This window comes from Stenotrophomonas sp. BR163 (genome assembly GCF_047520985.2).
GTDB classification, from domain to species: domain Bacteria; phylum Pseudomonadota; class Gammaproteobacteria; order Xanthomonadales; family Xanthomonadaceae; genus Stenotrophomonas; species Stenotrophomonas sepilia.
Genome location: NZ_JAXBRE020000010.1, coordinates 119803 through 134756, shown reverse-complemented (window position 1 = coordinate 134756; position 14954 = coordinate 119803). Strand labels below are relative to the sequence as shown.

The window sequence follows — 14954 nt, the reverse complement described above, 5'->3', positions numbered from 1 at the left end:
CTGCTGGTCCAGCAGCGCGCTGAACAGGTGGACCGGTTCGATGATGCTGTTGTCGCGGCCCACGGCCAGCGACTGTGCGTCTGCCAGCGCCTGCTGGAAACGCGAGGTGAGCTTGTCCATCCGCATTCGACGACCCCGATCGTTGACAAATGAAGGTGCAAGGAGGGTAGCGCCTATGGGATATCCGACAGCCCATCAGGGAACTTCAAGGGCTGTTCAAGGCTTCCCAATGGTGGCTGTCCACCAGAACCGCATCGAATTCGCGAACAGCGTAGCCCGACGACCAACGCTCAAACAACGGCCAAAATGTCTGTGCATACGGACAATCTGTCCGATCCAGGATCATCACATGGAAACAACATTGTGGCGCCCAGTCTCCTGCTACGGAGGGGCCAGATGGCTCCTGAAGTACCCCGCGCCAAGCGATCCGGGACCCTCCCGCTCTTCTGGGGTTCTCGTTCGCTATCCCATCTATCGATATCCCATCTATCGATGTACTGACACATGAGGTGGTGCTATGGCAGAGAAGGACATTCCCGGCATCCGTAAGTACGACGCGCCGGCTGGTGGTTGGGGGGCACTGCGTGCAACTGCAAAGGCAATCAGTGAACAGATGGTGGCACCTGAGGCAGCCATCACGCTGTTCCGGACAAACAAGCCAGAAGGCTTTGATTGCCCAGGGTGTGCATGGCCAGATCGTAAGCACACATCGACCTTCCAGTTCTGCGAGAACGGTGCAAAGGCCGTGACTTGGGAGGCCACGAAGAAGCGGGTGACCCCGGAATTCTTCGCCGCCAACACTGTTACATCACTGTTGGAATGGACGGACTATCAACTGGAAGATCAGGGCCGCCTAACCAATCCCATGGTCTACAACCCGGAAAAGGACATCTTTGAGGCAGTTGATTGGGACCAGGCACTCAGTCGAATCGGCGAGATACTGCGGTCACAAGCAGACCCGAACATGGTTGAGTTCTACACATCTGGACGCGCCTCCAATGAAGCGGCGTTCCTGTACCAGATCTTTGCCCGTGAGTATGGGACCAACAATTTTCCGGACTGCTCCAATATGTGCCATGAGGCGACCAGCGTCGGGCTCCCTCAGTCGATTGGGATCGGGAAAGGAACCGTTTCGTTGGACGATTTTGATTCCTGCGAACTGATCATCGCCATGGGACACAATCCCGGCACGAACCATCCCCGCATGATGGGTACCCTGCACGAAGTATCCAGGCGTGGCGCACCCATCATCGTATTCAATCCATTGCGCGAGCGAGCACTTGAGCGCTTTGCCGATCCGCAGGACGCATTGGAGATGGCGACCTTCGGTGCAACCGAGATCGCTTCAACCTATTTGCAGCCACGTGTCGGAGGTGATGCCGCGGCGCTGAAGGGCATCATGAAGGCCCTCCTTGAGATGGATGCCATCCACGGGGAGGCCGCCAACGTCCTCGATCGCGAGTTCATACGTGGGCACACGCACGGCTTTGAAGCCTTTGCTGACGATCTGCGCTCTACTGTGTGGGGCGATATCGTGACCCAGTCCGGCCTATCCGAAGACGACTTGCGCAAGGTCGCGGCAGCCTACGCCAAATCCAATGCAACCATCGTTACCTATGGGATGGGTGTGACCCAGCACAGCACGGGAACCGAGAATGTCCAGCAGATTGCGAATCTCCTTCTGTTGAGGGGGAATTTTGGGAAGCCTGGCGCGGGCATATGCCCATTGAGGGGGCATTCAAACGTCCAAGGGGATCGCAGCGTCGGGATCACCGAAAAGCCCAGCGCAGACATGATCGACAGGATCGAGAAGCGATTCGGTTTCCGTGCCCCAAGCCACCACGGTCACGACGCAGTTGCTGCCATGCAGGCCATCATTGACGGCCGCTCACGGGCGCTCATATGCCTCGGTGGCAACCTGGCGGTTGCCCTGCCGGACTCAGACGCTTGCTTTGCAGGCATGCGAGGGTTGGAGCTGTCCGTGCATATTGCGACCAAATTGAATCGAAGCCATTTACTGGTCGGAAAGAACACATTCATCCTGCCGTGCCTGGGCAGAACCGAGCAGGATCTGCAGGCGACGGGCCCCCAAGCCGTGACGGTCGAAGACTCCATGTCGATGGTGCACGCATCACGCGGAAAGCTGAAACCCGCCTCCGATCTATTGCGATCGGAACCCGCAATCGTTGCAGGGATTGCCAGCGCGACCCTGCCGTCCAGCACGGTGCGCTGGTCGGACATGGTCGCAGACTACGACGTGATACGCGACGCAATTGAAGCGGTCTTCCCCGAATTCTCGGACTACAACGCCAGAATTCGCATCCCTGGTGGATTCCGCCTTCCTCTCCCTCCCACTGAGCGGGTGTGGCCAACCGCCTCGGGAAAGGCAGAGTTCATCCGATTCCAAGGGTTGGCTGAAGATCCGACACCAATTGACTCTGCAGTTCTAAAGCTCGCCACCCTGCGGAGCCATGACCAATACAACACCACGATCTACAGCCTCGATGACCGCTACCGTGGCGTGTTTGGCAGGCGCGACGTTGTTTTTATGAATGAAGAAGACATGAGCGAGCGCGGCATCCAGCAAGGCGATCAGATTCGCATAACCACTGCGCTCGACAACGAGCAAGGCCGGGTCCTGGAGAACGTCATTGCCATCAGTTACAAGATCTCCCGCGGCTCCGTGGCGACGTACTATCCCGAGGGAAATTGCCTCATTCCTTTGAACTACATTGATCCGGTAAGCGGCACCCCCTCTTACAAGTCTGTGCCGGTTCATATCACTTTGGCGTAGAGGGAGCTACCCCTCACCCAGGCATCCGATGGTGTGCTCCGGATTCGGCCAAGAGTAGAAGTATGGGCCGTCTTCGTTGCACGCCTCAGCTGCGTGGTTCCCGGCATAGGATGACGCCTACCCAGGGTCGACAGCAGCGAGTCTTGCCTCCCCCCCTGTGACAGGGTGCCGATAGGACTACTGCACGCACGACGGCTCGCTTCAGCTGCAGCACGCCGATCGCCCTCCTCGCCGTGCTCTGAAGACGATATCCGTCTGAGTGGGAGTACGTAGTCTTCGATCGCTAGCATGTTATGGCGCCGCAACGGTTGACTGCTCGCTTGCCCGTCGTTGATCGAGCGCCCGGAAGGAAGAGATCGGCGCGCAGGTAGATCCATCCTCCGATAGCCATGGAGCTGAGTGCAGTGTGCCCGGAGGGCGCCACTTGGCGCGGCGCGCCACTCGGCTTCGTGGCGCAGGCCGCCAAAACCCGGACAAGCAAGGAAAGGGCAGCAGCTCGCCAGCCCGTCCCTGAAGCCCTCTACAGAAACCGGTGCATCACGTAGACATCCACCAGACCCAGCGTCCCATGCCGGAACGCCTTCGGTAGCGTTCCCACCACCTCGAACCCCAGCTTCCGGTACAGCGCCACCGCCGGGCCATTGGTACTGACCACGTAATTGAACTGCATGGCCAGGAATCCTTCCGCACTCGCCCGCTTGAGGCTGTGCTCCACCAGCGCCCGGCCCACGCCTTGCCCTTGTGCCGGCGCATCCACCACATACGTGGCGCTGGCCACATGCGCCCCCAGATCAGGGAAGTTCGGGCCCATCTTGTACATGCCCACCACTCGGCCCTGCAGAACGGCCACATAAGGTGTCTGCGACAGGAACCAATGCGCGCGAAAGGTTTCGACCTCAAAAGAGGAGGCAAAAGGCAGCGCATCCTGCGCCGCAATGGCCGTCTTGAACATACCCCACATCGCGTCGAAATCGCCTGCACGGGCGGGCCGGATCTCCATGCGTCTCCTGCAGATCTGTGGTGATGACCAGGCCGGACACTACCAGAATCCAGCCCCTGCCCCATGGCTGCTTCACGCGCCACCGCCATCGGCTCCGCAATAGTTGTGGAAATTCCGGCCCTCAGAGCAGTAGATGTCTCCTGTTTCCGTGCACATCCCGCACCGGCTTCGACGGTGGCGCGTTCCGGCGTACGTCCTGCTGGGCATCTACCTGCTGTACCTGCTGGCCGGCAACATCTTCCTCAATACCCCGCTGTTCGATCAGGTCACCAACCGCAAGCCGCACAAGTTCGTGATGACCACCGGCCCGGCCATCACGCTGCTGCCCGGCCATGTCATCGCCTGGAACGTGCACATGCGCGGCCACGTGAACCACACGGTCTACGTGCTGCATGCCGAGCGCGCCAGCGCCCGGTTGGCGGTGCTGCCCCTGTTCCAGCGCGAGGTACGGGTTCCGCGCTTGCAGGCGACGGGGGTTTCCGCCGAAATCAGCCGCGTCGAAGGAGCCATCCCGCCACCGCCGCGCAGCGACCGCGGCTGGACGCTCCGTTTCGATGCCATCCACAGCGACAGCATCCGCAGCGCACGCTTTGGCAAGTTGCTGATCATTGGCAAGGGCCGGGGTACGGTGGGCTTCCTCAAGCAGCTGCGCGGCGGGCCGTCGGAGCTCTTCGAATCCGAGGTGGCGTTCAGCGATGCGGACACCAGTTTTGACGGCGTGCAGCTGTTGGGCGACATGGATCTCACCGCGCGCTTCAGCTATCCGCGCCACTATCGGGACCAGGCACCCGGTCTGGCCAAGTTGAAGTTGCTGCATGCCCAGCTCGAGGTCGACGCCCGCAGCCAGGGCCTGCGCATGGACACGGATGCCACAACGCCGAAGATCTCCAGCGCGCCCGTGCCCGGACGCCTGCAGCTGGCGCTGCACCTGATCGACGGCCAGCTGCAGCCCGGCGACCGCGCCATCTGGCAGGTGCCGCTCTACCTGGGTGACGGCGCCCCCGATCGCGGCGTGTTGGCCCTGCAGCTCAATGTGTCCAACGACCTGCGCCTGCAGGCCCGCCTGCCGCCAAAGCCAGGCTCAGGCAGCGAAGTGGATGCCGATCTGCACATCAGTGGCCGGAACATTCCCTTCCAGCAGCCCGCCCAGCTGCTGGAACGCAGCTCCGGTACCGTGCGCGGCGAATGGACGTTCACTTCGCTCAACTGGATCCCTGCCCTGTTCGTCCGCAAGCCGTGGCTGCAGCTGGACGGCGGCGGCACGCTGAAGGCGGACCTGCGCGTGCGCAACGGCGAACTGATAGAAGGCAGCACCGTGGACATTCCGGCCGCCGAAGCCGTGGCCGAAGTCGCCGGCGTACGCCTGGCCGGCACGGCCAGCGCCCATGGCGAACTGAAGGCCGGCAGCCCCAGCCAGGCACAGCTGGCTGTCCGGCTGCCACGATTCACTGCTCGGCCAACCGATGCCAAGGACGTGCGCCTGTTCGACGGCCGTGACCTGGCCCTGGACCTGACCGGTGATGGTCGCCTGCAGGAGCTGCGCAAGGGTGTCCGCGCGCACCTGCGCTTCAGCCAAGCAACCATTCCCGACCTGGCCGCCTACAACCGTTTCCTCGGCTCGCCGCAGGTGCGACTGCTCCGTGGCACCGGCAGCCTGAGCGGCGATGCCACGCTCGACACCGATGGACGCGTCGGCCACGGCACTGCCCGGCTGCTGGGGCGCAATGCCAGCGCCAAGGTGGCAGGGCTGGACATGGGCGGCGACGTCGACGTGAAGGCAACGCTGCGCCGCGGTGACTTCAATCAGCGTCATTTCGATCTGTCCGGCACCACCGTCGAACTTCGCAATGTGCAGGTGGCGGGCGCAGAGCGGGCAAGCGCATGGAAAGGTCGCGTGGCCTTCAAGCGTGGCCGCATCGACGCGCAGTCGCCCTTCCAGGTCGATGCCACCACAGATCTGGATCTCAGCGATGCCCGGCCGTTGCTTGCACTGTTCGCAGAGCGTACCGACTACCCGCGCTGGACCCTGTCGCTGCTGGATTCCGGCCAGGTGCAGGCCCGGGCGACGCTGCGCTGGCGCCCGGGCCATCTGATCATTGATGGACTGCAGGCCGAGAACGATCGGCTTTCGGTACGCGCGCGGCTGGATCTGCTCGACCAGCGCAAGCGCGGTGATCTCTATCTGCGGTGGGGGCTGCTGGGTGCGGGCATCGAGCTGGACGGTGACCAGCGCCAATGGCACCTGGCCGGGGCACGCGAGTGGTTTGACCAGCGACCTTCCCTGTTGCCAGCGAGCCAGGGAGCCGGTGCCGTCGGCTCTTCAGATTGAAGAGCCGACAGCCTGCATCCATTCGCTGCCGCTGTGCGTAGACAGGCCGCATACGTATCAAGGAGCTGCACGGTATGAAGCGGAGTTCACAGGTTTCCGGACTTCTGGGATGGGTGGCGATCACCTTCGTTGCGGCAACCCTGGGGGCGTGGGCGTCCACGTCCGCGGCAAGCTTCTACGCCAGCCTTGCCCTCCCCGCATGGGCACCACCGGCCAGCGTCTTTGGTCCGGTGTGGACGCTGCTCTACGCCATGATGGCGGTTGCCGCGTGGCTGGTCTGGCGCGAACGTGGCTGGCGCGGGGCACGGCCCGCGCTGCTGCTCTATCTGGTGCAGCTGGCCGTCAACGCGCTATGGAGCTGGCTGTTCTTCGGCTGGAAGCTGGGCGCGCTTGCCTTCGCCGACATTCTTGTATTGATCGTGTTGGTGTGCGCGACGATCGTCGCGTTTGCGCGTATCCGCCCGATCGCGGCGGCGCTGCTGCTTCCCTACCTCGCCTGGATCCTGTTCGCCTCGGCGCTCAACTTCGCCGTCTGGCGGGCCAACCCAGGGCTGCTGTGACACGCGGATCCAGCGATCACGCCTGGGCCACGGCCTGTGGGCACCAGGTCCGCAGCAGGGCCGGCTTGAACGCCTGCTGGCCGCAACCAGTGGGGCACCGCACCACTCGCGCTGCAGTATGGCTGACCAGGCCCTGCCCTTCTTCTGCCTTGAAGATCGTCTCGCAGGAAAGGCAACGCGCTACCAGCGAGTACAGGTGCAGCAGCCGGCCACTGGCTGGATCCTGCAGTGCATCCACATCCAGCAATTCAAATTGGCAGCTGTCAGGGAGCATACGGTACTGGGGCGCGGGTGCGGTCTGCAGGTTCACGGGCGTGGCATCTGTTGGAATTGCAGTCACCGTAGGGCAGCCGCTGTCTAGCTGGCGTGCAGCGCAGATGTGCTGGCCGCGAAACCTGCACCGGTCTCTGCATCGAAATCTGCTAGGGTGCGCGCCGGTGCCTACATCCACATTGCCAGCACAACCCGATCACCCCATTGCCCTCAGCGCCGCCCTGAAAGCGCACACCCGAGCGGCCCACGATCGCCTCGACCAGCACCTGTTGCACCAACACATCTTCGCGTCGCGCCAGCGTTACCTCTGCTTCCTGCGCGTGCAATGGCACTTCCATAGCGCTGTTGCGCCGCTGTACCGGATGCAGGATCCGGGCGCGACCCGCTTGCCGCTGATCGAGGAGGATCTTCGCGACCTCGGCGCTTGCATGCCGGCACCCCATGCCTGGCAACCGCAGCCGCATGTGTTCTCGAAAGCGACTGTTCTGGGCTGGCGCTACGTGGCGGAGGGCTCGACGCTGGGGGCGGCCGTGCTGTTGAAGATGGCCGCTGCGTTGCAGCTTCATGCCGGATACGGAGCGCGCCACCTGCGCCCTTCCAACCTCGGTGTGGCCGAATACTGGAGACGCGAGCGGGAGGAGCTGGATGCGCTCGTTTTAAGTGGCCAGGAGCGCGCACAGGCATGCAGGGGCGCGACAGACGCCTTCCAGTACATCCGTCGCTGCGTAGATGAAGAATTCAGGTTTGAATGAAAGGCCCTTCACATTCACGTGGTGGTATGCGGCGGCACGCTTTTGCTTCACCATCCATGCACACCGGATGCAGTGCTGGGCCGTTCCAGCCATCCACGAATCATGAGTCCCGCCCTTGACGCCTCCTGCCGAATCCGCGCACGACACTGCCCTGTCCCGTTGCGCGCGCGAACCGATCCACACCCCTGGCGCGATCCAGCCCTACGGTGTGCTTCTGGTCGTTGAACCGCAGTCCCTGCAGGTACGCGAGCGCGCCATCAGCCACCCCGGGCTGCTGAAACAGTTCGGCGAACCGTTGATACAGCACGTCAGTGAAGTGCTGGGCGGCGTGCTGGCACCGTTCCAGGGCGTGTTGCAACAGGCGACGGTGGGCAGCAGCGCGCATGTCGGTGCGGTGCACCTGGATGGGCACGGCCGCCATCAGCTGCTGGTGCACCGCTCCGCCACGGATCTTCTGGTCGAGCTGGAAGCACCGGTTCCCGGCCAGCCCGGCTCGCTGGAAGAGCTGTATCCAGCCATCCGCGAGCTGATGACCGGCATTGAATCGGCGGCGACGGTGGAAGACCTGTGCGGGCTTGCGGCCGCGCACATGCGGCGGCTCACCGGCTTTGACCGCACCCTGGTCTATCAATTCGATGCTGGCTGGAATGGCATCGTGGTGGCCGAAGATGGCAATGGTCTGTTGCCGTCCTACCTGGACCTGCGCTTTCCCGAGTCGGACATTCCCGCACAGGCCCGCGAACTGTACCGCCGGAACCGGGTGCGCCTGATCGCGGACAACAACTATACCCCTACCCCGCTGATGCGGGCCGAAGACCACCGCGAGGCGCCACCGACCGACCTGAGCCTGGCCGTGCTGCGCAGCGTGTCCCCCGTGCATCTTCAGTACATGCGCAACATGGGGACCGGGGCGTCGATGTCGGTGTCACTGGTACATGAGGGGCGGTTATGGGGCCTGGTGTCCTGCCACACCGTGCAGCCACGCCGCCTGCCCTACCACGTGCGTACCGCCTGCGAGCTCATGGGCCAGATCCTGTCGCTGCAGATCGCGTTGAAGGAGCGGGCGCGGGCGATCGAAGAGCGCGTGTCCCGGCGTTCGGTGCTGGTCAAGCTCTTGGCACGCATGGCCGGTGATGAGGACTTCATGGCTGCACTGCGCCACGACGAGGCCAGCCTGCTGTCGCTGACCGGCGCGACCGGTGCGGCCATCGTGCACAAGGGCGACTGCATGCGCGTGGGTGAGTGCCCATCGGCCAGCGACGTGCTGGCCCTGGCCGATTGGCTGGCTACCCGGCAGGCCGGGCAGGAAACCTACTGCACCGACCACCTTGCCGCCCACTGGTCGCCTGCCGCACACTTGGCCGATGTAGCCAGCGGCCTGCTGGCAGTGTCCATTTCGCAGCTGCACGATAGCTACCTGATGTGGTTCCGGCCGGAGGTGGTGCGAACCGTGCGCTGGGGGGGAGACCCCCGCAAGACCGCAGCGCCCGGCGTGGCACTGTCGCCGCGGAGCTCCTTCGATGCCTGGAAAGAGACCGTGCGGCAGCGCAGCCTGCCGTGGAATGATGCTGATTGCGATGCGGCGCACGAGATGCGCACAGCCATCGTCGATATCGTGCTGCGCAAGGCCGAGGAGATGGCGGAGCTGAACGAGCAGCTCCTGCGCAGCAACAAGGAGCTGGAGGCCTTTTCCTATTCGGTCAGCCACGACCTGCGCGCCCCCTTCCGCCACATCGTGGGCTATTCGGAGCTGCTTGGCAGCTCGGCGGGCGACCGCCTCAACGAGACCGAGCGCCGCTTCCTGGATACGATCGTCGATTCAGCAAAGTCCGCCGGCACACTGGTGGACGACCTGCTCAGCTTCTCGCAGATGGGACGCTCCACGCTTGGGCGGGTGCGTCTGGACATGGCTGCGCTGGCCGAGGACGTGCGCCGGAGCCTGGCGCTGGATTACGACGGCCGCGACGTGCAGTGGACGCTCGCGCCGCTGCCGGAGGTGGAAGCCGACCCGACGATGCTTCGCCTGGTCTGGCAGAACCTGCTGGCCAACGCGATCAAGTTCACCCGCGAGCGCGAACATGCAGTGATCGAGATTGGGCACGACCGCAGCGACGACGAAGATCACTTCTTCGTGCGCGACAACGGCTGCGGCTTCGACATGCGTTACGTCGAAAAGCTGTTCGGTGTGTTCCAGCGCCTGCACCATGTGGAAGAATTCGAAGGCACCGGCATCGGCCTGGCCAACGTACGCCGCATCATCGGCCGCCATGGCGGCCGTACCTGGGCCGAGGGCGAGCCCGGCAAGGGCGCCACCATTCACTTCACCCTACCCCGCTCCACAGGAGAACACCCATGAGGGACCTGCGGCCGATCCTCCTGGTGGAGGACAGCCCCAAGGATGCAGAACTGACGATGGCCGCGCTTGCGCGCTGCCAGCTGCTCAACGATGTCATCCATGTACGCGACGGCGCCGAAGCGCTGGACTATCTGCGCTGCGAAGGCAAGTTTGCCGGCGCCATGCACGGCGGTCCGGTGGTGGTGCTGCTGGACCTCAAGCTGCCCAAGGTCAATGGCCTTGAAGTACTGGAACAGGTACGTGGCGATGCGAATCTGAGCAGCACGCCGGTGGTGATGCTGACCTCCTCGCGCGAAGAGCAGGACCTGGTACGCAGTTACGAACTGGGCGTCAACGCATTCGTGGTCAAGCCGGTCGACTTCAAGGAATTCTTCGACGCCATCCAGGGCCTGGGCATGTTCTGGGGCATCACCAACCAGCCGCCACCGCATCGGCCCAACGGCTCGGGGCAGCGCAATGCGTGATGGATCGCGCCGCAGCGAGCGCCTGCGCATCCTCATGCTGGAGGACAGCGCGCTTGATGCGGAGCTGATCAGCGCCCAGCTGCAGCGTGCCGGCCTCGATTTCGAGGCCGAGCGCCTGTGGACCCGCAACGCGTTCATCGAGGCCGTCGAAAACCGCCCGTTCGACGTGATCCTCGCCGATCATGTCCTGCCAGGCTTCGATGGTGACGCAGCACTTGCCCTGGCGCGCGAGCGCGTGCCGCAGACGCCTTTCATCTTTGTTTCCGGCACCCTGACCGAGGAACTGGCGGTACAGGCACTCACGCGCGGTGCCCGCGACTACGTGGTGAAGCAACGCCTGCAACGCTTGCCCGATGCGATCCGACGCGCCCGCCAGGAGGCGCACGAGCGTACCCAGCTGGCCAATGCGCAGGCCGCGCTGAACGAAAGCCAGGCCCAGCTGCAGAAGGTCACCGATGCCGTCCCGGCGCTGATCGCCCAGTTGGACAAGGACCATCGCTACCGGTTTGCCAACAAGGCGTTCCTGGACTGGCATGGATTCAGCCTTGCAGAACTGCTGGGTCGGTCGGCTCGGGATGTCAGCGGCATTTCCGCCTTCGAGCACGCCCTGCCCAGCCTGGAACGGGTACTACAGGGCGAGCGCACCCGCTTCCAGGCCGAACTGATCCATCGCAGCGGCGAATCACGATTCGTGCAGATGGACTGCGTGCCTGAGCATGCCGCCGATGGCAGCGTGGCCGGGTATATCTGCCTGGGCAGCGACGTCTCGCTGCTGAAACAGGCCGAGCTGGCCCTGCGCGAAGACAACCAGCTGCTCGAGCAGCAGGTACAGGCACGCACGGCCGAGTTGCGCGCCAGCAAACGGCGCCTGCAGGCGATCTTCGAATCCAGTTTCCAGCACCAGGTGCTGCTGGATCTGTCCGGACGCGTGGTCGATGCCAACGACGCGTCACTGGCCGCGGTGCTGGCAGACAAGAAGGACGTCGTTGGCCAACGCTTCGCCGAATCGGTCTGGTTCGGCACCACCGAGGGCATCGCAGCGCTGATCGATCGGGCTGTGGCCGCAGCGGTACAGGGCCGCAGTTCACTGCATGCGCTGGAACTGGAACTCCCGACCGGGCGGCGCAGCTTTGATTTCTCGTTCCGTCCACTACTCGATACGGAGGGCGTGGTCACCGCTGTGGTCTCCGAGGCCGTGGAAACCACCGCGCGCGTGCAGGCTGAGCATGCCCTGCGCCAGTCGCAGAAAATCGAGGCGGTCGGCCAGCTCACCGGCGGCATCGCACATGATTTCAACAACATCCTGACGGTCATATCCGGCAACGTCGAGCACGCCATGCTGCTCAGCGAGGGCGCGGGCGAACCCGGAGCGATGGTGAGCCGTGCGCTGGACAATGCACTGAAGGGTGTCGGCCGTGCCGCCAGCCTGACCCAGCGTCTGCTGGCATTTGCCCGCCGCCAGCCGCTGCGCAGCCAGGCCGCCAACCTCAACGAGCGCCTGCTGGACATGCACGACATGCTGCAGCGTGCGCTGGGTGAGCTGGTGCAGCTGGAGATCCGCAGCGCCGAGGACATCTGGTGTGTCGAGATCGACGTCAGCCAGCTGGAGGCCTCCGTACTGAACCTGGCGGTGAATGCCCGCGATGCGATGCCGCACGGCGGCCGGCTGGTGATCGAGGTCGACAACAGCCACCTCGACCACGACTACGCTGCGCTGTTCCCGGACGCGACGCCGGGCGAGTACGTGATGCTGCGGGTGCGTGACAACGGCCACGGCATGGATGCGGCGACGCTTGCCCGGGTCTTCGAACCCTTCTTCACTACCAAGCAGGTTGGCCGTGGCACCGGCCTGGGCCTGTCGATGGTGCACGGGTTCGTCAAGCAGTCAGGCGGCCACGTGCTGATCGATTCGGTGGAAGGCGGCGGCACCAGTATCACCATGATGTTCCCGCGCTCACCGCTGGCCCTGCCCTCCGAAGCGCGCACCCCGCAGACCGGCCTGGCGGGCTACTCGCCGCGCGAGGAGACCATCCTGGTGACCGAGGACAACGACGATGTCCGCGCCCACACGGTGGATGCACTGCGGCTGCTGGGCTACCGGGTGTTGGAAGCCCACGACGGCCCCTCCGCACTGCGGCTGCTGGAACGCCCTGATACCAAAGTGGACCTGCTGTTCTCTGACGTGGTGATGCCCGGCATGTCGGGCTGGGAGCTGGTGCGTGAAGTCCGTGAACGCTGGCCGGAAGTCGCCGTCCTGTTCACGTCGGGCTATCCGCGCGACCACGACCAGGTGGGTAGCCAGGGACGGGCCGTTGCACTGCTGCCGAAGCCGTTTACCCGCAGTGACCTGGCGACTGCGGTGCGCACCGCGCTGGAGACGGTGCCACACTGAGATCAGGACGCCGGATCGCGCCCGTCGGCCGCGATCCGGTTGATGTCCGCGCATTCCACCGTGCCCGGCGGATGCTCCCTGGCGGCCAAGGCAATCATCGCCTGGCCCAGTGCCAGATTGCTCGTCACCAGCGAAGGCGCAACCGCGCCGACCAGTTTCATCAATGGCGCACCGCCCCAGTACAGCGGCTTCAGCAGTGCATGACGGGTGCCGGTACCCGGGACCGGACGAACGCCTCCTGGGCGCAGCATCACCGTGCGCACCGGCAGGGCCCGCAATGCCACTTCGGTCTCGCCCTTGACCCTCAGCGGCATTACCCGGCTCTGCGGATCCGCACCCGCACCGGATACATACAGAAAGCGCCCCTCGGGATTCGCCGCCGCCCAGGCGCGTGCGACCGCCAGCGTGATGTCCAGGGTCACGCGTCGATACTCGGCCTCTGCCGTGCCGACCGGTGGCGCACCGGCACAGTAGAAGCATGCGTCGAAGCCGGCCAGTTGCTCATGCCGGCCTTGCATATGCAGAAAATCGGGGACGATCAGTTCGCTGCCAGGCCCGTTCAGGCTGCCCGGCCTGCGGACCAGGGCAGTCAGGTGGGCCACCTGCGGCGAGCGCTGGCAGGCCAGCGCAACACCCTGGCCCACCAGGCCCGCAGCACCGGTCAACAGAATCCTCAACGCACCTTTCCCGGTCATGGTCGCACCCACGCTAGAGTTTCACGAAACGCTGGATCTTCCGCGCCAACCAGCCACTGAACACCAACGGCGCGTCCAGCGCTGACACGCAGATGCAGGGAACACCGGGTGCAGTTACCGGTTGATGCTCCACCTCCTCGTCCAGGTCCGCCACGTCGCCCGGCGCGAACAGCCCCAGCGCGTCGTTGTAAGAGCCTCGAAGGATCTGGGTCAGTTCGCTGCGGCCATGGCTGTGCATCGGCAGGCACTTGCCCGGGGCAATCTTCAGCATGATCAGCGAGGGCATCTGCTCAGCCCTGATGCAGTGCACGCCGGGCGCCATCCAGCGCCAGCGCAGGGCACTGAGCGAAGCGCCGAAGTAAGGATGCAACGAGGCGGGCAGATGGTCCGGATCGGCCTCGGGCCGCTCCCTCGGCACCGGGCGCCTGGTTCCGGTGATGGCGCTCGGCGCGTCCGAGGCCAGCTGCATCAGCATGGCCTCGCGCAACTGCTCGCGACGCGCGTCGGCCGCGGGCGGTTGGGTCTGCTCCAGCAGCACCGAGCCGATCGCCTCGGCATCGCGCAGGCGCTGGCGGCAGTGGGGGCACTGCTCAAGGTGGGCACCGGCCACGATGCTCAACGGCGCCGGCAGCGCGCCGGCGGCATAGCTCATCAGCGTGGATTCGTGCAGGTGGTGATGCGGATTCACAGCGCACCTCCCACTTTGGCCTGCAGTTGCAGGAACGCACGTCGCAGGTGTGACTTTACCGTTCCAAGCGGCATGCCCAGCGCCTGGGCAATCTCGCTGTGGCTCTTCGCCTCGAAATAGGACATCCGCACCAGCCTCGCCTGCACGGCGGGCAGCTCGTTGATGCGCTGGCGAAGGCGCGCCTGGTCGGCGAACTGCTCGGCGCTGCTGCGCTCGATCATGTCCACGGCCGCGGCGTCTTCCACCGCTGCCTGCACCTGCATCCAGCTGCGCTCTCGACGGATGCGGTCGATATGCAGGTTGCGCGCGATCCGGTACAGCCAGGTACTCAGCGCGCCTTGGGCCGCATCATACTCGGCCGCCCGCAACCACAGGCGCAGCAGGCACTCCTGCGCCATTTCCTCGGCCACGGCGTCGGGTGCCCCCAGGCCACGCAGATACACGCACAGCCGCGGCATGAAGTAGTCATAGATCCGCATGAAACAGTCGCGGTCGCGCAGCCGCGCCACACTGTCCATGTCATCGGCCCAGTTCGTCGGCTCGCTGCTGGGCTGCTGGGAACTGGACACGGTGCGTGCGGTATCGAAGTTGAGGAGGGTGCTGGCAGCGTCAGGGTACATCTGCGTGAGCGGCGGGCAGGTGAAGGTCTGT

The 14954-nt window shown here is 64.5% G+C and carries 13 protein-coding genes; 7 read left to right on the top strand and 6 right to left on the bottom strand.

Translation table 11 applies throughout. The features are described 5' to 3' along the window. The coding region (locus tag ACM0PY_RS10920) for a Clp protease N-terminal domain-containing protein (protein ID WP_495493257.1) at positions 1–126 on the bottom strand (126 nt) is incomplete at its 3' end. A gap of 391 nt (positions 127–517) precedes the next feature. Between ACM0PY_RS10920 and ACM0PY_RS10915 the strand changes: the two genes are divergently transcribed. Next, positions 518–2794, top strand: coding sequence for an FdhF/YdeP family oxidoreductase (locus ACM0PY_RS10915; RefSeq protein WP_180885780.1), 2277 nt, complete (start codon positions 518–520; stop codon positions 2792–2794). Between the two features lie 520 nt (positions 2795–3314). Here the strand turns inward: ACM0PY_RS10915 and ACM0PY_RS10910 are convergent. Then, complete coding sequence (locus ACM0PY_RS10910; protein WP_134970233.1) at positions 3315–3794, bottom strand: GNAT family N-acetyltransferase; 480 nt, start codon at positions 3792–3794, stop codon at positions 3315–3317. Between the two features lie 133 nt (positions 3795–3927). On the opposite strand from ACM0PY_RS10910, the gene ACM0PY_RS10905 reads away from it, so the two are divergent. After that, a complete protein-coding gene (locus ACM0PY_RS10905) occupies positions 3928–6123 on the top strand; it encodes an AsmA family protein (RefSeq protein WP_134970231.1) in 2196 nt (731 codons plus the stop codon). A 74-nt stretch (positions 6124–6197) separates the two neighbouring features. Next, positions 6198–6683: a TspO/MBR family protein gene (locus ACM0PY_RS10900; RefSeq protein ID WP_134970229.1), complete on the top strand. Its 486-nt coding sequence runs from the start codon at positions 6198–6200 to the stop codon at positions 6681–6683. A gap of 16 nt (positions 6684–6699) precedes the next feature. On the opposite strand, the gene ACM0PY_RS10895 is transcribed toward ACM0PY_RS10900, so the two are convergent. Continuing rightward, complete coding sequence (locus ACM0PY_RS10895; protein ID WP_088497482.1) at positions 6700–6993, bottom strand: hypothetical protein; 294 nt, start codon at positions 6991–6993, stop codon at positions 6700–6702. A gap of 142 nt (positions 6994–7135) precedes the next feature. Between ACM0PY_RS10895 and ACM0PY_RS10890 the strand changes: the two genes are divergently transcribed. The 4 genes from ACM0PY_RS10890 to ACM0PY_RS10875 all read left to right on the top strand — a co-directional run bounded on the left by ACM0PY_RS10890 (position 7136) and on the right by ACM0PY_RS10875 (position 12920). Further along, positions 7136–7708 carry a biliverdin-producing heme oxygenase gene (locus ACM0PY_RS10890; protein WP_180895463.1) on the top strand — a complete coding sequence of 191 codons (573 nt, stop codon included), beginning with the start codon at positions 7136–7138 and terminating at the stop codon, positions 7706–7708. 115 nt (positions 7709–7823) lie between these two features. Then, on the top strand, positions 7824–10064 hold the full coding sequence (locus ACM0PY_RS10885; protein WP_180885776.1) for an ATP-binding protein: 2241 nt from the start codon (positions 7824–7826) through the stop codon (positions 10062–10064). Continuing rightward, the gene (locus ACM0PY_RS10880) at positions 10061–10528 is read left to right on the top strand and encodes a response regulator (protein WP_049414761.1); all 468 of its coding nucleotides are present in this window, start codon (positions 10061–10063) and stop codon (positions 10526–10528) included. Before ACM0PY_RS10885 ends, ACM0PY_RS10880 begins: the two co-directional genes overlap by 4 nt. Then, complete coding sequence (locus ACM0PY_RS10875; RefSeq protein ID WP_180885774.1) at positions 10521–12920, top strand: response regulator; 2400 nt, start codon at positions 10521–10523, stop codon at positions 12918–12920. Before ACM0PY_RS10880 ends, ACM0PY_RS10875 begins: the two co-directional genes overlap by 8 nt. 2 nt (positions 12921–12922) lie before the next feature. On the opposite strand, the gene ACM0PY_RS10870 is transcribed toward ACM0PY_RS10875, so the two are convergent. Genes ACM0PY_RS10870 through ACM0PY_RS10860 form a run of 3 tightly spaced genes read right to left on the bottom strand, consistent with a single transcriptional unit; the run spans position 12923 to position 14923 of the window. Next, on the bottom strand, positions 12923–13615 hold the full coding sequence (locus tag ACM0PY_RS10870) for an NAD-dependent epimerase/dehydratase family protein (protein WP_180885772.1): 693 nt from the start codon (positions 13613–13615) through the stop codon (positions 12923–12925). A gap of 13 nt (positions 13616–13628) precedes the next feature. Then, a complete protein-coding gene (locus ACM0PY_RS10865) occupies positions 13629–14303 on the bottom strand; it encodes a ChrR family anti-sigma-E factor (RefSeq protein WP_134968278.1) in 675 nt (224 codons plus the stop codon). Next, positions 14300–14923, bottom strand: coding sequence for a sigma-70 family RNA polymerase sigma factor (locus ACM0PY_RS10860; protein WP_049414756.1), 624 nt, complete (start codon positions 14921–14923; stop codon positions 14300–14302). Before ACM0PY_RS10860 ends, ACM0PY_RS10865 begins: the two co-directional genes overlap by 4 nt. Between the last annotated feature and the right edge of the window lie 31 nt (positions 14924–14954).